The sequence below is a fragment of the Stenotrophomonas sp. NY11291 genome (assembly GCF_023277365.1).
Lineage (GTDB): Bacteria > Pseudomonadota > Gammaproteobacteria > Xanthomonadales > Xanthomonadaceae > Stenotrophomonas > Stenotrophomonas geniculata.
The window spans coordinates 3,164,513-3,182,593 of record NZ_CP096975.1; the positions used below are offsets into that span (position 1 = coordinate 3,164,513).

Annotated in this window: 21 protein-coding genes; 13 read left to right on the forward strand and 8 right to left on the reverse strand. The window is 66.3% G+C overall.

Going from position 1 to position 18,081, the window contains the following annotated elements:
* Nucleotides 1-36: 36 nt before the first annotated feature.
* On the reverse strand, nucleotides 37-882 hold the full coding sequence (locus M1L61_RS14790; protein WP_010486814.1) for a glycine zipper 2TM domain-containing protein: 846 nt from the start codon (nucleotides 880-882) through the stop codon (nucleotides 37-39).
* A gap of 163 nt (nucleotides 883-1,045) precedes the next feature.
* On the opposite strand from M1L61_RS14790, the gene M1L61_RS14795 reads away from it, so the two are divergent.
* Nucleotides 1,046-1,264 carry a DUF6116 family protein gene (locus M1L61_RS14795; RefSeq protein WP_010486812.1) on the forward strand — a complete coding sequence of 73 codons (219 nt, stop codon included), beginning with the start codon at nucleotides 1,046-1,048 and terminating at the stop codon, nucleotides 1,262-1,264.
* Nucleotides 1,261-2,034: a TatD family hydrolase gene (locus M1L61_RS14800; RefSeq protein ID WP_248853718.1), complete on the forward strand. Its 774-nt coding sequence runs from the start codon at nucleotides 1,261-1,263 to the stop codon at nucleotides 2,032-2,034. The genes M1L61_RS14795 and M1L61_RS14800 overlap by 4 nt, the downstream gene beginning before the upstream one ends.
* A 33-nt stretch (nucleotides 2,035-2,067) precedes the next feature.
* Here M1L61_RS14800 and M1L61_RS14805 read toward each other — a convergent pair whose 3' ends face one another.
* Nucleotides 2,068-2,892, reverse strand: coding sequence for a tRNA threonylcarbamoyladenosine dehydratase (locus M1L61_RS14805; RefSeq protein WP_010486808.1), 825 nt, complete (start codon nucleotides 2,890-2,892; stop codon nucleotides 2,068-2,070).
* Between the two features lie 80 nt (nucleotides 2,893-2,972).
* Between M1L61_RS14805 and M1L61_RS14810 the strand changes: the two genes are divergently transcribed.
* Entirely contained in the window at nucleotides 2,973-3,407 is a 435-nt protein-coding gene (locus M1L61_RS14810; protein WP_043401586.1) for a cytochrome c, read from the forward strand.
* Nucleotides 3,408-3,543: 136 nt separating this feature from the next.
* Nucleotides 3,544-4,038: a glycine zipper 2TM domain-containing protein gene (locus tag M1L61_RS14815; protein WP_010486804.1), complete on the forward strand. Its 495-nt coding sequence runs from the start codon at nucleotides 3,544-3,546 to the stop codon at nucleotides 4,036-4,038.
* A 72-nt stretch (nucleotides 4,039-4,110) separates the two neighbouring features.
* On the opposite strand, the gene M1L61_RS14820 is transcribed toward M1L61_RS14815, so the two are convergent.
* Nucleotides 4,111-4,320 carry a cold-shock protein gene (locus tag M1L61_RS14820; RefSeq protein WP_010486802.1) on the reverse strand — a complete coding sequence of 70 codons (210 nt, stop codon included), beginning with the start codon at nucleotides 4,318-4,320 and terminating at the stop codon, nucleotides 4,111-4,113.
* Between the two features lie 235 nt (nucleotides 4,321-4,555).
* Between M1L61_RS14820 and M1L61_RS14825 the strand changes: the two genes are divergently transcribed.
* The 3 genes from M1L61_RS14825 to arsC all read left to right on the forward strand — a co-directional run bounded on the left by M1L61_RS14825 (nucleotide 4,556) and on the right by arsC (nucleotide 6,656).
* Nucleotides 4,556-5,041, forward strand: a complete 486-nt coding sequence (locus tag M1L61_RS14825; protein ID WP_049482405.1) for a DUF456 domain-containing protein — start codon at nucleotides 4,556-4,558, stop codon at nucleotides 5,039-5,041.
* Between the two features lie 119 nt (nucleotides 5,042-5,160).
* Complete coding sequence (locus tag M1L61_RS14830; protein WP_019337376.1) at nucleotides 5,161-6,315, forward strand: phospholipase A; 1,155 nt, start codon at nucleotides 5,161-5,163, stop codon at nucleotides 6,313-6,315.
* The gene (gene arsC, locus M1L61_RS14835) at nucleotides 6,315-6,656 is read left to right on the forward strand and encodes an arsenate reductase (glutaredoxin) (RefSeq protein ID WP_248853719.1); all 342 of its coding nucleotides are present in this window, start codon (nucleotides 6,315-6,317) and stop codon (nucleotides 6,654-6,656) included. Before M1L61_RS14830 ends, arsC begins: the two co-directional genes overlap by 1 nt.
* 73 nt (nucleotides 6,657-6,729) lie before the next feature.
* On the opposite strand, the gene M1L61_RS14840 is transcribed toward arsC, so the two are convergent.
* From M1L61_RS14840 to M1L61_RS14855, 4 genes are all read right to left on the reverse strand, one after another.
* Nucleotides 6,730-7,365 (reverse strand): glutathione S-transferase family protein, encoded by a 636-nt coding sequence (locus M1L61_RS14840; RefSeq protein WP_049409309.1) that lies wholly within the window; start codon nucleotides 7,363-7,365, stop codon nucleotides 6,730-6,732.
* Between the two features lie 58 nt (nucleotides 7,366-7,423).
* Nucleotides 7,424-7,759 carry a hypothetical protein gene (locus tag M1L61_RS14845; protein WP_043401568.1) on the reverse strand — a complete coding sequence of 112 codons (336 nt, stop codon included), beginning with the start codon at nucleotides 7,757-7,759 and terminating at the stop codon, nucleotides 7,424-7,426.
* A gap of 75 nt (nucleotides 7,760-7,834) precedes the next feature.
* Nucleotides 7,835-8,230, reverse strand: coding sequence for a hypothetical protein (locus M1L61_RS14850; RefSeq protein ID WP_053443290.1), 396 nt, complete (start codon nucleotides 8,228-8,230; stop codon nucleotides 7,835-7,837).
* Nucleotides 8,231-8,347: 117 nt separating this feature from the next.
* Nucleotides 8,348-9,865 (reverse strand): fumarate hydratase, encoded by a 1,518-nt coding sequence (locus tag M1L61_RS14855; protein ID WP_010486788.1) that lies wholly within the window; start codon nucleotides 9,863-9,865, stop codon nucleotides 8,348-8,350.
* A 147-nt stretch (nucleotides 9,866-10,012) separates the two neighbouring features.
* On the opposite strand from M1L61_RS14855, the gene M1L61_RS14860 reads away from it, so the two are divergent.
* From M1L61_RS14860 to M1L61_RS14880, 5 genes are all read left to right on the forward strand, one after another.
* A complete protein-coding gene (locus M1L61_RS14860; protein WP_197601702.1) occupies nucleotides 10,013-10,909 on the forward strand; it encodes an RNA polymerase sigma-70 factor in 897 nt (298 codons plus the stop codon).
* A gap of 36 nt (nucleotides 10,910-10,945) precedes the next feature.
* Nucleotides 10,946-11,395: a carboxymuconolactone decarboxylase family protein gene (locus tag M1L61_RS14865; RefSeq protein WP_019336724.1), complete on the forward strand. Its 450-nt coding sequence runs from the start codon at nucleotides 10,946-10,948 to the stop codon at nucleotides 11,393-11,395.
* Between the two features lie 441 nt (nucleotides 11,396-11,836).
* Nucleotides 11,837-13,708 carry an ABC transporter ATP-binding protein gene (locus M1L61_RS14870; RefSeq protein ID WP_248853720.1) on the forward strand — a complete coding sequence of 624 codons (1,872 nt, stop codon included), beginning with the start codon at nucleotides 11,837-11,839 and terminating at the stop codon, nucleotides 13,706-13,708.
* A gap of 80 nt (nucleotides 13,709-13,788) precedes the next feature.
* Nucleotides 13,789-14,568, forward strand: a complete 780-nt coding sequence (locus M1L61_RS14875) for a ferredoxin--NADP reductase (protein ID WP_010486777.1) — start codon at nucleotides 13,789-13,791, stop codon at nucleotides 14,566-14,568.
* 110 nt (nucleotides 14,569-14,678) lie between these two features.
* Nucleotides 14,679-15,236, forward strand: coding sequence for a TlpA disulfide reductase family protein (locus tag M1L61_RS14880; RefSeq protein ID WP_248853721.1), 558 nt, complete (start codon nucleotides 14,679-14,681; stop codon nucleotides 15,234-15,236).
* Nucleotides 15,237-15,271: 35 nt separating this feature from the next.
* Here M1L61_RS14880 and M1L61_RS14885 read toward each other — a convergent pair whose 3' ends face one another.
* Entirely contained in the window at nucleotides 15,272-15,751 is a 480-nt protein-coding gene (locus M1L61_RS14885; RefSeq protein ID WP_171954537.1) for a glutathione peroxidase, read from the reverse strand.
* A 130-nt stretch (nucleotides 15,752-15,881) separates the two neighbouring features.
* On the opposite strand from M1L61_RS14885, the gene M1L61_RS14890 reads away from it, so the two are divergent.
* A complete protein-coding gene (locus M1L61_RS14890) occupies nucleotides 15,882-18,050 on the forward strand; it encodes a M3 family metallopeptidase (protein ID WP_248853722.1) in 2,169 nt (722 codons plus the stop codon).
* The last annotated feature ends 31 nt before the right edge of the window (nucleotides 18,051-18,081 follow it).

Here is an 18,081-nt window from a genome sequence, read left to right on the forward strand (position 1 = left end):
GAGCCGGCCCGTGGGGTACTGCATGCTGCTTCCAGATTACTGGCGCGTGGTGGCCGCAGTGGCACCGGCGGCAGCGGTCTGCGTGACCAGCTGGCCATCGACCACCGGCAGGCGATCGCTGGCCGGCTTGTTGTCCATGCGCACGGTCTTCTCGGCGCCGTCGTAGCGATAGGTCACGTTGTAGCCCTTCACCACGTCGTTGGTGCCCATGGCAATGCGGTTGCCCGGCTTGCTGGCCATGCGCATGGTGCCGGTGGTGCCGTCCTCGTTGCGGTAGGTCACGTTGTAGCCGGTGACGCGGCTCGACTCGGAGGTCGCGGTCTCGGTGTGGCACTGGCGCTCGGTGCGGTTGACCACGCGGCCACCCACATGGCGCTTGTCGATCTGGTTGCCGATGAAGCCACCGGCCACGGCACCGGCCGCGGTCGCGGCCTTCTTGCCGTTACCACCGCCAACCTGGTTGCCGAGCAGGCCGCCGACCACCGCGCCGACCACGGTGCCGCCGACGTTGCCGTCACGCTCCGGCAGGCGCTCCTGCACGGTCACGTCCTGGCAGACTTCATGCGGGGTCTGGGTCGTGGAGGTCTCGCGCACCGCATCGGTGCCGATCACGGTGGCGTAGGCCTTCTGCTTTTCGGTGATCGGGTCGACCTTCAGCACATCGGCATATTCCAGCCCACGCGGTGCCGACGGGTCGAGCGTGTCACCACGCGCGCCATCGTCAGTGGCGTTGCCATCGACCAGGCGCGATTCGCCATTGGGGGTTCCGGCGCTAATGGAATCAGGCGACGTGTCGCCGCTCTTCATGAAGGCGGCGGTGGCGATACCACCGACCAGCAGCGCGCCCGCTGCGACCAGGACAGTTGTAGTTGTGCTTTTCATGACCTGCTCCTTGCGGACCATCCGCAACGTTCTCGGACCAGATTGCAGCATGCGCTGCCTGAACGGAATCTCCACATTTCCTGCTCATTCCCGTAACCCATTCAGCATCGGGAAATGCTGGGCCCGTGGTAGCGTTTGCATATTCCCCAGGAGGACCCCCGCCATGGCCAACCCGATGCTGCTGCCGGTACTGCAATGGGCGCGCCGGCTGCGCTACCCCACCCTGTTCAAGCTCACCGCAGGCCTGTTCGTACTGACCCTGTTCATCCCCGACCCGATCCCGTTCGTCGATGAACTGGTGCTCGGCTTCGGCACCCTGCTGCTGGCCAACTGGAAAAGCCGCAACACCGCCACGGCGCCGCCGTCGCTGGAACAGCGTTGAGCCTGCTGGTCGACAGCCACTGCCACCTCGATGCCGGCGAGTTCGACAGTGACCGCGCCGCCGTGATCGCACGCGCGCAGGCCGCTGGCGTGCGCCTGCAGGTGGTGCCGGCGGTGACCGCGGCCAGCTGGCCGACGCTGCGCGAGGTCTGCCAGCAGGCGCCGGGGCTTTACCCGGCCTACGGCCTGCACCCGATGTTCCTGTCCGAGCACCGGCCCGGCCACCTGCCGCTGCTGCGCGAGTGGATCGAGCGCGAACGCCCCTGCGCGATCGGCGAATGCGGCCTGGACTTCTTTGTCGAAGGCCTGGATGCCGAGACGCAGCAGGCGTACTTCCTCGGCCAGCTGCAACTGGCCCGTGAGTTCGAGCTGCCGGTGATCGTGCATGCACGGCGCGCGGTGGACGTGGTGATCGCCGCGATCCGTCGCATCGGCGGCCTGCGCGGCGTGGTGCACAGCTTTTCCGGCAGTCCGGAACAGGCGGCACAACTGCACCGGCAGGGCTTCCTGCTCGGGCTCGGCGGCCCGTTGACCTACGAACGCGCGCAGCGCCTGCAGCGACTGGTGCGCGACATGCCGCTGGAACAGCTACTGCTGGAGACCGACGCGCCCGACCAGCCTGACGCCGGCATCCGCGGCCAGCGCAACGAACCGGCACGGCTGGCGGTCATCGCCCGCCACGTGGCCGCGCTGCGCGGGATGGAGCTGGACGCAGTGGCCCAGGCCACGACGGAGAATGCACGACGCCTGTTCGCGCTGCCGGCAATGTAACGGCAGGTGCCGGCCGCTGGCCGGCACGATCCATCACACCTCGCTGGCCTCTACCGCTTCGGCCTTCACTTTCTTCGGCTCCAGCAGCATTTCCAGCGCCTTGCCCACCGCCGCGAACGCGAACGCGCCAGTGATATGGGTCGCCGCACCCAGGCCGGCGCCGCAGTCCAGCTTCAACGCCGCATCGGCGCCAAGGTTCGGGCGGATGCCACAGACGCTGCCATCAGCCTGCGGATACTTCACGTTCTCCAGCGAATACACTGCCGGCACACCGAAATAGCGCTTGGCGTTCTTCGGGAAATTGAACTCGCTGCGCAGCTTCTTGCGGATCAGCGCCAGCATGGCGTCGTGCTCGGTGCGCGAGACGTCGCGGATGCGCACCAGGGTCGGATCGGTACGGCCACCGGCGGCACCGACGGTCAGCAGCGGCAGCTTGCGGCGACGGCACCAGGCAATCGTCTCGACCTTGACCCGGAAGCTGTCGCAGGCATCGATCACCAGATCGAAGCCCCGGTCCAGCAGCTCCGCCATGTTCGACACGGTCAGGAACGCCTGCACGGCATCGACCTCGATGTCCGGATTGATCGCGCGGCAGCGCTCGGCCATCGCCTCGGCCTTGTTGCGGCCGTAGTTGCCTTCCATCGCCGGCAGCTGCCGGTTGGTGTTGGAGACGCAGATGTCATCGGCATCGATCAGGGTCAGGTGGCCCACCGCCGAGCGGGCCAGCGCTTCCACCACCCATGAGCCGACGCCGCCCATGCCCACCACCGCCACGCGGCTACCCTGCAAGCGCTCGAGCGCACCCACGCCATACAGCCGTTCGATGCCGGCGAAGCGTTGTTTGACCTGTTCATTCATCCCGCTATTTTAACGTGCAGGCGCCAGCGCCTGCAGCGCGCCGGCATCGAACCCACCGTTGCACGCCCGGAGAGCCCGCCATGAACGCCAGCCCACCCCGCCGTCCGTCCACCGCCTACCGCTATCTGTTCGTGCTCGGCCTGGGACTGTTGATCGGCCTGATCGCCACGGTGATGGTGGGCCGCGCCCTGCAGGCGCGCCGCGACCCGTTCCCGGACAGTCTGATGCAGGTGATGCAACGGCAATCGCAGCTGCTGCAGCAGGCCCAGCAGCAGAACCGCTGCAGCCTGGCCGACAGCGTGCCGCGCCTGCAGGCCCTGCGCCTGCTGTCCAACGACCTCGATCTGGCCTTTCCCGGGCTGAAGGACAACGCGCAGTTCCAGCAGCATGCCAGCCAGCTGCGTGGCAACCTCAACGCCGCCCTGGCCGCGCCGCCCAGCGACTGCACGGCCCTGGCCCAAGTGGTGGAAACCGTGCAGGCCGACTGCCGCGCCTGCCACCAGGACTTCCGCTGAGCCGCATTCATCCTGCAGCCGGGCAAGGCATGCACGGTTGGCGCGTCGTTCACGTTCGAAAGGAGACGATTCGTCCACCCTGCTGCATGACGCAGTACCACCCCAGACACCCGCCTTCACGGCCAGGAGACGCCCCATGAAGATCCAGCTCATTGCCGCCAGCGCCATCGCTACCCTCGCCCTGGCAGGCTGTGCCACCTCGCCTGGCTACGGCGGTGGTGGTTACAACAACGGCTACAACAATGGCGGCTACGGCAACAACGGCGGTTACAACCAGGGCCGCTGCGCTGACTGCGGCATCGTCACCCGCATCAACACCGTGCAGTCCGGCCGTACCGCCCCCAGCGCGACCGGCGCGATCCTGGGCGGCATCGTCGGCGCCGTGGCCGGCCACGAGATCTCCGACCACACCGGTGGCAGCCGTGGCAACAAGAACATCGCCGCCGCTGCGGGCGCAGTCGGTGGCGCGCTGGCCGGCAACCAGATCCAGAAGAACGTGACCAGCGACACCTACGACATCAGCGTGCGCATGGACGATGGCCGCACCATCGTGGTCAACCAGCGTGACCTCGGCGGCATCCGCGAAAACACCTACGTGCGCGTGGTCAACGGCAAGGTCATCCTGCGCTGATCCGCACCGGGCCATGCGCAACGAAAAAGGCCCGCTTGCGCGGGCCTTTTTCATGCCGACAGGCGGCGGGCATTACACCGGCTGCACCTTGTCAGCCTGCAGACCCTTCTGGCCCTGCACGACTTCGAAGCTCACAGTCTGGCCTTCCTTGAGGCTCTTGAAGCCCTGGGTCTCGATGGCGCGGAAGTGCACGAACACGTCCTCGCCATTCTGCCGGCTGATGAAGCCGAAGCCCTTCGCATCATTGAACCACTTTACGGTACCGGTCTCGCGATCAGCCATCTCACTAACTCCCTTTGACTCTCTCTTGTTGTTGGAAACGCCTGGTGGGCGGCTGACAAGCAAGGGGGAAGCGAGGTGCATCGATGCAGCGGATCGGGAAGATCTTGCTTCATCAGGCCACGATCCACGGTGACCTTGCCAAGCTCAGCGACTGCAACTTAACCCGCCCAAAACGAAAAAGCAACTGGCAAAATCTTTCACTGTCAACCCCAAAACGGCCACCATACGGGACAGCATGGGACTCTCATTCATCTTATATCTGCTAGCGGTCATTTTTGTCCTGGTCGGCATCGCCGGGATCATCCTGCCAGCCCTCCCCGGCATCCCGCTGGTATTCATCGGACTGCTGCTGGCGGCCTGGGCCGACGGCTTCGCCCATGTGGGCTGGCCAACCCTGGTCGCACTGGGTGTACTGACCGTGCTCTCGCTGCTGGTGGACGTGCTGGCCACAGTGGTGGGCGCACAACGGGTGGGCGCCAGCCGGAGGGCGCTATGGGGCACGTTCCTCGGCAGCATCGTCGGCCTGTTCTTCATGCCGATCGGCCTGTTCGCCGGCCCGTTGATCGGCGCCCTGCTCGGCGAGTACTGGCACACCCGCGAGCTGGGCCGCTCGACCAAGGTCGGCCTGGCCACCTGGCTCGGCATCCTGCTCGGCCTGGCGCTGAAGCTGGCGGTGGTGATCGCGATGCTGGGGTTGTTCGCCTTCGCCTGGTTCCTGTGACCAGTGCAGCCTTCACGCTACACGCACGCAGTGGCCGTGCATAAACCGTAGGGGCTGGCCGCGATCCGGTACAGCCGCCACACTGTGCAATTCCCGTATTCACCGAAGGGCCTGCTGGAATGACCCTCCCCCCGCTGCTTCCCCGCCTCGCGCCGCTGGCGCTGGCCCTGGCCAGTGCGCCGCTGGCCGCGCAGGAATTCGTGCCCAGCACCGACACCTCGCCGGCGGCGTGTGCCGCCATCACCACCGACGCCGCGCGCCTGGCCTGCTATGACCGCCTGTTCGCGCACACCCCGCAGGCCACGGCCGCTGCCGACGCCGCTGCCGAGGCGGCCGCGCAGGCCCGTCGCGAAGAGCGCCAGACCGCACGCGTGAGCCAGGGCGAAGAGAAACTGCGCGAACGGGTCAGCGACCTGTTCCGTCCGGCAGCACCGGACAGCGCGCTGGCCAACGCCGGACGCGGTTCGCTGCTGGACAGCCGCTGGGAGCTGGCCGAGGACTCCAAGCTGGGCCCGTTCCAGCTGCGTGCCTACAAGCCGGTATACCTGCTGCCGGCGTTCTGGACCAGCGACCGCAACACCACGCCGCATTCGCCGAACCCGGCCAACACGGTCACCACCCCGCAGGTGCTCGACAGTGCAGAACTGAAGTTCCAGATCAGCTTCAAGACCAAGATCGCCGAGAACCTGTTCGGCGACAACGGCGATATCTGGGCCGGCTACACCCAGAGCTCGCGCTGGCAGGCCTACAACGGCGAGGATTCGCGCCCGTTCCGCGAAACCAATTACGAGCCGGAAGTGATGATGGTATTCCGCAACGGCTACTCGATCGGTGGCTGGCGCGGGCGCATGACCGGCATCGCACTGAACCATCAGTCCAACGGCCGCGCTGATCCGCTGTCGCGCAGCTGGAACCGGGTGATGCTCAACATCGGCCTGGACCGTGAGAACTGGGCACTGGTGCTGCGTCCGTGGTACCGCATTCCCGAGACCCGCAGCGACGACAACAATCCGGACATCGAGGACTACATGGGCCGCGGTGACGCGACCCTGACCTGGAACCGCAACGGCCATGAAGTCTCGCTGATGGCGCGTCATTCGCTGCGCACCGGCAGCCGCTCGCACGGCGCCCTGCAGCTGGATTACGGCTTCCCGATCAGCAACCTGCTGCGCGGCCATGTGCAGATCTTCGACGGCTACGGCGAAAGCCTGATCGACTACAACCACAAAGCCACCTACGTGGGTGTGGGCGTGTCGCTGCTGGAGTGGTTCTGATGGACGTGACGATCTGGCATAACCCGGCCTGCAGCAATTCGCGCGGCGCCCTGAAGCTGATCCGCGATGCGGGCTTCGAGCCGGAGGTGATCGAGTACCTCGGCAATCCCCCCGATGTGGCCACACTGCGCCAGGTGCTGGCCGAATCCGGATTGAGCGCGCGTGATCTGGTGCGCAGCAAGGAATCGCAGTTCGCCGAACTGGGCCTGGAAGATGCGGACGAGGCCACGCTGCTGGCCTCGATGGCCGAACACCCGCGCCTGATCAACCGCCCCGTGGTGCGCACGCCCAAGGGCACACGGACGTGCCGCCCGCCGGAAACGGTGCTGGAGATCCTCTAGCCCGAAAAAGGGGACGGAGGGAATTAAGTCGTTTGTGCACAAACGACTTAATTCCCTCCGTCCCCTTTTTTGGTTATCGCCAGTCGGTGATGCCCTCGCGGCGATACACCTCGGCGAACGCCGGGCGCGCCTTCATCGACGTGGCATGCGCCTTCAGCACCGGCCAGGTGTCGCTGGGCTTCGGCATGCCGCGCGACCAGCGCATCAGCATCACCAGCATGTAGTCGACCACGCAGGGCGTGGCGCCCAGCAGGTAGGGACCATGCACCTGCAGGTGCGTGGCGACATGCTGCCAGGCCGCTTCAAGGCGCTGACGGGCCATCTCGCGGCTCGCCTCGATATTCGCCTCCCCCGCCATTTCATGCGGGTAGAACCAGGCGCGATAGGCGGGCTGCAGCGTATTGGCACACCAGAACATCCATCGGTAGGCCTCGGCACGCTGTGGCGTGCCCACCGGGGGCAGCAGGTTGGCGCCCGGATGGCGATCAGCCAGATACAACGCAATGGCCGCCGCTTCGGTCAGTACCAAGCCATCGATCAGCAGCGTCGGCACCACACCGGCCGGATTCAGCGCCAGGTACTCCGCCGACTTGTGCTCGCGCGCGTCGAAATCCAGCAGCACCAACTCGTGCTCGATGCCCAGCTCGATCAACAGCCAATGCACCACGAGGGCGGCAGTACTGGTCGAACCATACAGCGTGGTGCTCATGCGGAAGATCCTGTGCAGGTGGATCCGCCGATTATGCGCCCGCGCGCGCGATCGTTGCTCAGCCGCAGCTGCTCATGCAGGAATCCCGGCGTTCGCCACAGGACATCATCGGCGCGCGCATCGTGCAGTCATGCGCCTTCAGTTCGCAGGCACGGCGCAGTTCGGGGTTGGCAACGTCCTTGCAGCGCTTGTCCGGCGCAGGCACCGCCTGCTGCTCGCAGCTGAAGGCACTGTTGCCGGTGCTGCCCCGCGCCATGCAGCTGCGATAGTCGGCCTGGCACTGCATGCGGCACTGCGAGGAGGCGGAGAAATCCGCACCTTCATAGGATGACGTTGTGCTGCAGCCGGCCAGGACCAGCAAGAACACAGCCGCGACGGATCGATGCAGGCGCATGGGCACATCCAGTGCAGGGGAGTGCCGACCCTAGCAGACTACGGTTACTCGTGCATGCACCTACGCGTGCCGCGATCAGTACACGGGAGTACCGGTGTCGGTGCGGACGTCATTCACGGTACCGCCGCAGGAGAGCAGGCACTGGGCGTACGGGGCACTGCATGAAGGAAGCGCCGGGGGACCGCAGTAGTTGCCGGCACCGTTGCCCCCTTCGCAGTTGTGCCGCTGCTTGTCGTCGGCGATACCACTGCAACGGCTGATGATCCGGCTCTTCTCGCTTTCGCAGCTCCGCTGATCCGATTCGGCACGGGCGCGGTTGTGGAAGTCGCACGTCGCCTTCTGGCTCTCGCAGACCGACGCGCAGATCTTCCCCGCTTCGTGGGTGGGTGGCTCGACGAAATAACGTGGCCCGCAGGCGCTGCACGCCAGCGTAGCGACCAGCAACACGAAAACACGCGACCACCGCAGCACGATGGACTCCCTTCCAGTACGCCGGCCAGTACGCTAGCAGAGCAGGCCGCGCGCGGGCAGGCTGCACACAACAACGGCGCCACGCGGGCGCCGTTGCCTGAAACGGAAGCGGAAGACTTACTCCACCACCACCGGAATCTTGCCGATGCGGGCCTGCCATTCGCGCGGGCCGGTCTTGTGTACCGATTCGCCAGTGGAATCCACTGCCACGGTCACCGGCATGTCCTGCACGGTGAACTCGTAGATCGCTTCCATGCCCAGATCAGCGAAACCGACCACCTTGGCCGCCTTGATCGCCTTGGACACGAGGTAGGCCGAACCGCCGACCGCCATCAGGTAGGCCGACTTGTGCTTCTTGATCGCCTCGATTGCGGCCGGGCCGCGCTCGGCCTTGCCGACCATACCCAGCAGGCCGGTCTGCGCCAGCACCTGCTCGGTGAACTTGTCCATACGGGTCGCCGTGGTCGGGCCGGCCGGGCCCACCACTTCGTCGCGCACCGGATCAACCGGGCCCACGTAGTAGATGAAACGCCCCTTCAGGTCGACCGGCAGTTCCTCGCCCTTGTTGAGCATGTCGACCATGCGCTTGTGCGCGGCGTCACGGCCGGTCAGCAGCTTGCCGTTGAGCAGCAGGGTCTGGCCCGGCTTCCAGCTGGCCACGTCCTCCGGCGTGATCGTGTCCAGGTCCACCCGGGTGCCCTTGGACGCGTCATAGGTCAGCTTCGGCCAGTCTTCCAGCGACGGCGGGTCCAGCATCACCGGGCCGCTGCCGTCCAGGGTGAAGTGCGCGTGGCGGGTGGCCGCGCAGTTCGGGATCATCGCCACCGGCAGGTTGGCCGCGTGGGTCGGGTAATCGTTGATCTTGATGTCGAGCACGGTGGTCAGGCCACCCAGGCCCTGCGCACCGATACCCAGTGCATTGACCTTCTCGTACAGCTCCAGGCGCAGCTCTTCGATGCGGTTGGACGCACCACGGGCCTGCAGCTCGGTGATGTCGATCGGCTCCATCAGCGCTTCCTTGGCCAGCAGCATCGCCTTTTCGGCGGTGCCACCGATGCCGATGCCGAGCATGCCCGGCGGACACCAGCCGGCGCCCATGGTCGGCACGGTCTTCAGCACCCAGTCGACGATCGAGTCGGACGGATTGAGCATGGCGAACTTGGTCTTGGCTTCCGAGCCACCGCCCTTGGCGGCGACGATCACGTCGACCGTGTTGCCCGGCACCACCTTGACGTTGACCACGCCCGGGGTGTTGTCCCTGGTGTTGATGCGCTTGCCGGCAGGATCAGCCAGCACCGAGGCGCGCAGCTTGTTGTCCGGGTGCATGTAGGCGCGGCGCACGCCTTCATTGGCCATGTCTTCCACGCCCATGGTGGCGTCATCCCAACGCACGTCCATGCCGATTTCCAGGAACACGGTGACGATGCCGGTGTCCTGGCAGATCGGACGGTGGCCTTCGGCGCACATGCGCGAATTGATCAGGATCTGCGCCATCGCCTCCTTCGCGGCCGGTGACTCCTCGCGCTCGTAGGCGGCGGCAAGGTTCTTGATGTAGTCGACCGGGTGGTAGTACGAGATGTACTGCAGCGCGTCGGCGATGGACTGGATGAGGTCTTCCTGCTTGATCGATGTCACGTCTTGCTCGCTTGCTCGAGGCTGGCGGGGGTAATCCGCCCATTTTACCCCCTCCCCCGGCCGCGGGGTGGTAGTGCCGGCCGCCGGCCGGCACTATCCGCGCAAGCCCTCTGTCACGCCATGCGCCACTGCGGCGTCCTTGCCCACATGAACGCTGAAACCGCTTTCCAGACCCACCGCCCGCGCCTGATGGCCCTGGCCTACCGCCTGCTCGGCAGCCGCGCCGACGCCGAAGACGTCGTCCAGGATGCCTGGCTGCGCTGGTCCGGCGCCGACCCGGCGGCCGTCCGCGACCCCGAAGCCTGGCTGGTCACCACCACCACCCGGCTTGGCCTGGACCGGCTGCGCGCGGCCAAGCGCGAGCGCATGCACTACGTCGGCCCCTGGCTGGCCGAGCCACTGGCGGTCACCCTGGAGCCCGACCCGGCGCCCGGCCCGGCGCAGCTGCATGCGCTGGCCGACGATGTCTCGGTCGCCTTCCTGACCCTGCTCGAACAGCTCGGCCCCGAGGAACGCGCCGCCTTCCTGCTGAAGGAGGCGTTCGACCACGACTACCGCGAAATCGCCGACCTGATCGGCCACAGCGAAGCCAACTGCCGGCAGCTGGTGCATCGGGCCCGGCAGCGCCTGCAATCCGGGCGCCCACGCTTCAATGCCGATGCCAGCCAGCACCGGCAGCTGCTGGCGCGCTTCATGGATGCCTCGCAGCGTGGCGACAGCGAAGCAATCCGGGCCCTGCTGCACACCAACGCGCAGCTGGTCTCCGACGGCGGCGGCGTGGTCACCGCAGCGGTACGCCCGCTGCTGGGCGCCGAGCGCATCGGCCGCCTGTTCTGGGCCATCGCACGTCGTGGCGCGGTGCATCCGGCGCAGCTGGGCTACGTCAACGGCGAGCCGGCGATCCTGCGCTTCCATGGCGATCGGCTGCACTCGGTCACCACCATCGAAGTGGCCGATGGCCGCATCGCCAACGTGTACAGCGTGCTGAATCCGGAAAAACTGCCGTCGGTTGTCACGCGCGATGGCGGTGCGGCGTCCTGGTAATGAAAGGCGGCCAACGTGGCCGCCATGGAGCCGAAAATGTCCGACCACGCCTCTCCCCGCGTCCCCTACACCCGCCTGGCCGCCGAGGCCTTCAAGGGCCTGTTGGCCACCAGCCAGGCGGTGCATGACAGTTCGATCGACCCGACCCTGATGGAACTGGTGTTCCTGCGCGTGTCGCAGCTCAACGGCTGCGGCTACTGCATGGACATGCACGGCACCGCGCTGCGCAAGGGCGGCATCGAGCCGCGCAAGCTGGACACCCTGCCCGCGTGGCACGAAAGCCGCTTCTTCGATGCACGCGAACGCGCAGCGCTGGGCTGGGCCGAGGCGCTGACCCGCTTGACCGACGGTGCGCCGTCGCAGGAAGCGTTCGACGCGCTGGCGCCACACTTCGATGAGAAGGGCATCAGTGATCTGAGCATGGGCATTGCGGTGATCAACGCCTGGAACCGATTGGGCGCGGGCCTGCTGCCACCGCTGCCGTAAGAGGGTTTTGTTGGCCGGGCTGCCGCCCGGCACCCGCAGAGGCAACAACCAGAGCAACATCAAAAGCCGGCGCTACTGTGGGTTGGCGGGGCGGGTCAGGTCGCAGGGGACGCTGCAAGTACGTCCATGTAAGCTCGGTCGCCGCTTGCTCGTGTGCGCTGTCCTGCGCACACGGCAAGACCGGGGTTGGGCGTCCTGCCCAACCCGCCCGAGGCATGCCTCGTGCCCATGCGGCTCACGCCCCTGCGACCTGACCCACCCCGCCCTCGACAGACTTCTACTGCTGATGGCAGGTGTCGACCTTGGTCGACACGGTAGATCCACGCCATGCGTGGATACGGGGGGCTGGATCCCTTCGCTTTGCAAAGGGATCTGATCCCGGTGCCGGCCACACGGCTGCACTGACCCCCTCTGCACGTATCAGGCGCGCACAATACGGGCATGCCTGCTCCCCCCACCGCTGGCGCCGACGCCGCGAAGAAACCCAGCCTGCGCCAGCGCTTCAGGGCGATGCGCAACCTGCCGCCGTTCCTGCGCATGGTCTGGAAGACCAGCCCCGCGCTTACCCTGGCCAGCCTTGGCCTGCGCCTGATCCGTGCCCTGCTGCCGGTGGCAATGCTCTACGTCGGCAAGCTGATCATCGACAGCGCCCTGCACCTGAGCCAGCACGATGCCGGCTTCCCGCCGCTGGGCGAAGCGCTGTCCAGCGGCCTGCTCAACCCACTGCTGGGCCTGCTGGCGCTGGAATTCGGACTGGCCATCGCCTCGGACCTGCTCGGCCGGTTGGTCAGCTATGCCGACGCCCTGCTTTCCGAACTGTTCGCCAACGTCACCAGCATCCGGCTGATGGAACACGCGGCAACGCTGGATCTGGAGGACTTCGAGGATCCGGACCTGCAGGACAAGCTGGACCGCGCGCGGCGCCAGACCATGGGCCGGATGAACCTGATGAGCCAACTGTTCGGCCAGGTGCAGGACGCGATCACCGTGGCCAGCCTCGCCGTCGGCCTGCTGGTGTACGCGCCGTGGCTGATCCTGCTGCTGGCGCTGGCGCTGGTGCCGGCCTTCATCGGCGAATCGCACTTCAACGCGGCCGGCTACAGCCTCAATTTCCAGTGGACGCCCGAGCGCCGCCAGCTCGACTACCTGCGCCAGCTCGGCGCCAGCGTGGAAACGGCCAAGGAAGTGAAGATCTACAACCTGCACCGCTTCCTGGTAGAGCGTTACCGGCGGCTGTCAGTGGCGCTGTTCCAGGCCAACCGGGCGCTGGCCCGGCGGCGTGCGTTCTGGGGCACGCTGCTGGCCGCGCTGGGCACGCTGGGCTACTACACCGCCTATGCCTACATCGCCTGGCGCACGGTGCGCGGCGACTTCTCGATCGGCGACCTGACCTTCCTTGCCGGCAGCTTCCTGCGCCTGCGCCAGCTGCTGGAAGGCCTGCTGATCGGCTTTTCGCAGGTGGCCAGCCAGGCGCTGTACCTGGATGACCTGTTCTCGTTCTTCCAGATCGAGCCGGAAATCCACTCGCGGGAAGGCGCCGTGCGCGTGCCGCAGCCGATCCGCCAGGGCTTCGTGTTCGAGAACGTCGGCTTCCGCTATCCCGATGCCGAACAGTGGGCGGTGCGCCATCTGGATTTCCAGCTGCACGCCGGCGAAGTGCTGGCCCTGGTCGGCGAGAACGGAGCGGGCAAGACCACGCTGGTGAAGCTGCTGGCGCGGCTGTACGAACCGGACGAGGGCCGCATCCTGCTCGATGGCCGTGACCTGCGCGACTACGACCTGGACGACCTGCGCGCGAACCTCGGGGTGATCTTCCAGGACTTCGTGCGCTACAACCTCAGCGCCGGCGAGAATATCGGCGTCGGCCAGGTCGAGGCGATGGACGACCAGGCACGCATCGCCGACGCCGCGCGGCGCGGCATGGCCGAGGACGTGATCGACGACCTGCCCGGCGGCTACGACCAGCTGATCGGCCGCCGCTTCAAGCAGGGCGTGGACCTGTCCGGTGGCCAATGGCAGAAGATCGCCATTGCCCGCGCGTGGATGCGCAATGCGCAGGTGATGATCCTGGATGAGCCAACCGCAGCGCTGGATGCCCGAAGTGAGTTTGAAGTGTTCCAGCGGTTCAGGGAACTGGCGGATAATCGCACCGCAGTATTGATTTCCCACCGTTTTTCCTCGGTACGCATGGCCGATCGCATCCTGGTGCTGGCCGATGGCCGCATCGAGGCCAGCGGCACCCATGAGCAGCTGATGGCCCAGGGAGGACGGTACGCCGAGCTGTTCGAGCTGCAGGCGGCGGGTTACCGCTGAGAACGCCTCTCGTTCCGCCTAATGAGAACCCGTCTCATTTGAGATAGAATCACCCCCGACGACTTTCGATAGATACGCCCATGTCCTCCGCTTTCGGCGCCGAAACGGTGCTTGAGGTCCGTCACTGGACCGACGCCTACTTCAGCTTCACCACCACCCGCGACAGCGGCTTCCGCTTCGAGAACGGCCAGTTTGTGATGATCGGCCTGGAAACCGAGGCGCGGCCGTTGCTGCGCGCCTATTCCATCGCCAGCGCCAACTGGGAAGAGCATCTGGAGTTCTTCAGCATCAAGGTGCAGGACGGACCGCTGACCTCGCGCCTGCAGCACATCAAGCCGGGCGACAAGGTGCTGGTTGGCAAGAAACCCACCGGCACCCTGCTGATCAGCGACCTGCACCCGGGCAAGAACCTGTATCTGCTGGGCACCGGCACCGGCATGGCACCGTGGCTGTCGGTCATCAAGGACCCGGAAACCTACGAGCGCTTCGAGAAGGTGATCCTGTGCCACGGCGTGCGCTACGAAAAGGACCTGGCCTACCGCGATTACTTCGAGAAGGAACTGCGTGAGCATGAGTTCCTGGGCGAGATGATCGGCGACAAGCTGCTGTACTACCCGGCCGTCACCCGTGAACCGTTCGCCAACCAGGGCCGCCTGACCCAGCTGATGGAGAGCGGCGAGATGCAGCGCACCCTCGGCCTGCCGGAGCTGAGCCCGGAAAACGACCGCGCGATGATCTGCGGCAGCCCGCAGATGCTGGCCGACCTGCGCACCGTGCTCGACGCGCGTGGCTTCCAGGTCTCGCCGCGCATCGGCCAGCCGGGCCACTACGTGTTCGAGCGCGCGTTCGTCGAGAAGTAAAGCGCGGGGCACCGCCCCCGCCTCTGCACCCGACCTGTTGCATGCCCTGCGCATTGCCGGCATGGTCCGCCACACACGGGCCGATGGCCCTCCTGGGGAATACACGGATGATGGACACATGGATCCCGCACCGGATGCGGGCGTGGGCGATTGCCGGTCTTCTGCTGGCGGCGGCTCCGGCGTGGGCTGCGCCGCCCGCCCGTGGCGACGTGCCGCCGCAGGCACTGGGCAACGACCGCAAGGGCAATCCGGTCAATCTGGCCGAGCAGCGCGGCAAGGTCGTGATCGTGACCTTCTGGGCCTCCTGGTGCGGCCCCTGCCGCAAGGAACTTCCGATCCTGGCCCATCTGCAACAGGTGGTCGGCGAGGACGCGTTGAAGGTCTACGCGGTCAACTGGGGCGAACCCCGACTGGAAGTCAGCCGTCTGATCCGTCAGCGCGACTGGCCGAAGCTGGAGTACCTGCATGATCCCGGCGGCGCGCTGGCCGAGCAATTCGGCATCGTCGCAGTACCCCACATGTTCATCGTCGGCCGCGACGGCACCATCGCCCATGCCCACCGCGGCTACAGCGAGGCCAGCCTGCCGCAGATCATGCAACAGGTGATCGATGCACTGCCCGAAGAGGTGCGCAACCGCGAGGCAGGGGCGGCGCCGCTGGGGCACTGACGCCGTACATCGCCTCCAGCGCGAACAAGGGCGTGTTACAACAGCGCTTCGATCTCGTCGCGCAGCTGCTCCGGCTTGGTGGTGGGCGCATGCCGCGACACCACCCGCCCCTGGCGATCGACCAGGAACTTGCTGAAATTCCACTTGATGCGGGTGCTGCCCAGCAGGCCGCGCTTCTCGCGTGACAGCCAGGCCCACAAGGGATCCGCGCCCTCGCCGTTGACCTCGATCTTCTCCGACAACGGGAAGCTGACCGGGTAATCCAGCGAACAGAACTGGCGGATCTGCGCCGCGTCCCCCGGCTCCTGTGCGCCGAACTGGTTGCAGGGGAAGCCGATCACCACCAGGCCACGCTCGCGGTAGTCCTGCCACAGCTGCTCCAGCCCGGTGTACTGCGGGGTGAAACCACAGCGGCTGGCCACGTTCACCAGCAACAAGGGACGGCCCCGGTACTGATCCAGCACCTGCGGCTGGCCGTCGAGGTCACGGAAGCTGAAATCGTAGGCGCTGGTCATGATGGCGGGCCGTGGGCGGTGAATGCATGGTACCCGCGCCCGGCCCCACCAGCATGCCTTTTGACACAAGTGCGGGCGCGGCCGGCCGGGTTAACCTCGGGCCCTTGTCTGCCTTACCGGAGTTCCTACCTTGACCACTCGCCTTGCCCTTGCCGTGGCCATGTCCCTCGGCCTTGCCCTGCCCGCCTTCTCCGCCGGCGCCGCCACCCCGGCTGCCAGCACCCATGCCCAGCAGGCCAATCCGTTCTTCGCCGAAAGCCCGCTGCCGCTGCACTTCCCGCAGTTCGACAAGATCAAGGACAGCGACTTCGCCCCGGCCTTCGACGCCGGCATGGCGCAGCAGCTGAAGGAAGTGGAGGCCATCGCCAACAACAAGGCCAAGCCGACCTTCGACAACACCATCATCGCGCTGGAAAAGAGCGGTGACATCCTCGACCGCGCGACCACCGTGTTCTTCAGCCTGGTGGGCGCCGATACCAACGACACCCGCAAGAAGCTGCAGGCCGACTACTCGGCGAAGTTCGCCGCGCACAGCGATGCGATCGCGCTGAACGGCAAGCTGTTCGCGCGCATCCAGGCACTGTACGACACCCGCAGCCAGCTGGGCCTGGACGCCGAAGGCGTGCGCCTGGTCGAGAAGTACTACGACAACTACGTGCGCGCCGGCGCCAAGCTGTCCGACGCCGACAAGGCCAAGCTGAAGGAAATGAACGCCGAGCTGGCCAACCTGGGCACCAAGTTCAGCCAGAACGTGCAGTCGGAAGTGAACGCTTCGGCAATCACCGTCGACGACGTCAAGGAGCTGGACGGCCTGTCCAAGGAGCAGATCGCCGCCGCTGCCGAAGCCGCCAAGGCCCGCGGCCAGGACGGCAAGTACGTGATCACCCTGCTCAACACCACCGGCCAGCCGCCGCTGACCAACCTGGCCAACCGCGCCCTGCGCCAGAAGATCTACGAAGCGTCGGTCAGCCGTGGCAGCCGTGGCGGTGAGTTCGACAACACCGCGCTGGTCTCGCGCATCATGCAGCTGCGTGCCGACAAGGCCAAGCTGATGGGCTTCCCGAACTTCGCCGCCTACAACCTGACCAACCAGACCGCCAAGACCCCGGAAGCGGTCAATGCGATGCTGGGCAAGCTGGCCCCGGCCGCCGTGGCCAACGCCAAGCGCGAAGCCGCCGACCTGCAGGCGATGATCGACCAGGAACAGAAGGCCGCGGGCAAGCCGACGTTCAAGCTGGAACCGTGGGACTGGGCCTTCTACAGCGAGAAGGTGCGCCAGGCCAAGTACAACTTCGACGAGTCGCAGCTGAAGCCGTACTTCGAAATGAAGAACGTGCTGGAGAACGGCGTGTTCCATGCCGCCAACCTGGAATTCGGCCTGACCTTCAAGCAGCGCACCGACCTGCCGGTCTACCACGATGACGTCACCGTCTACGACGTGTTCGACGCCGACGGCAGCCAGCTGGCGATCTTCATCTTCGACCCGTATGCACGCGCCTCAAAGCGCGGTGGTGCGTGGATGAATTCCTACGTTTCGCAGTCCAAGCTGACCGGCTTCAAGCCGGTGGTCGCCAACCACCTGAACATCCCGAAGCCGCCGGCCGGCCAGCCGACCCTGCTGACCTGGGATGAGTTGAACACCACCTTCCACGAGTTCGGCCATGCCCTGCACGGCATGTTCTCCAACGTGAAGTACCCGTACTTCTCGGGCACCTCGGTGCCGCGTGACTTCGTCGAGTTCCCCTCGCAGGTCAACGAGATGTGGGCCGACAACCCGGTCATCCTGAAGAACTACGCCAAGCACTACCAGAACGGTTCGGCGATGCCGCAGGCGCTGCTGGACAAGGTGCTGGCGGCGGCCAAGTTCAACCAGGGCTTCGCCACCACCGAGTACCTGGGTGCAGCCATGCTTGATCAGCGCTGGCACCAGATCGGCGCCGACCAGGTGCCGGCCGCCAAGGACGTGATGGCCTTCGAGCGCGCCGCGCTGGAGAAGGACGGCATCTACTACGCGCCGGTTCCGCCGCGCTACAAGACCCCGTACTTCAGCCACATCATGGGTGGCTACTCGGCCGGCTACTACGCCTACATCTGGTCCGAAGTGCTCGACGCCAACACCCAGAAGTGGTTCAAGGACAACGGCGGCCTGAGCCGCAAGAACGGCGACCACTTCCGCGCCACGCTGCTGTCCAAGGGGGGCAGCGTGGATGCCATGCAGCTGTTCCGCGATTTCGCCGGCCACGAGCCGCAGATCGAACCGCTGCTGGAAAAGCGTGGCCTGACCGGCGCCGGCAACTGATCGCCGCTGCGGCAGCCTGAAACGAAAACCG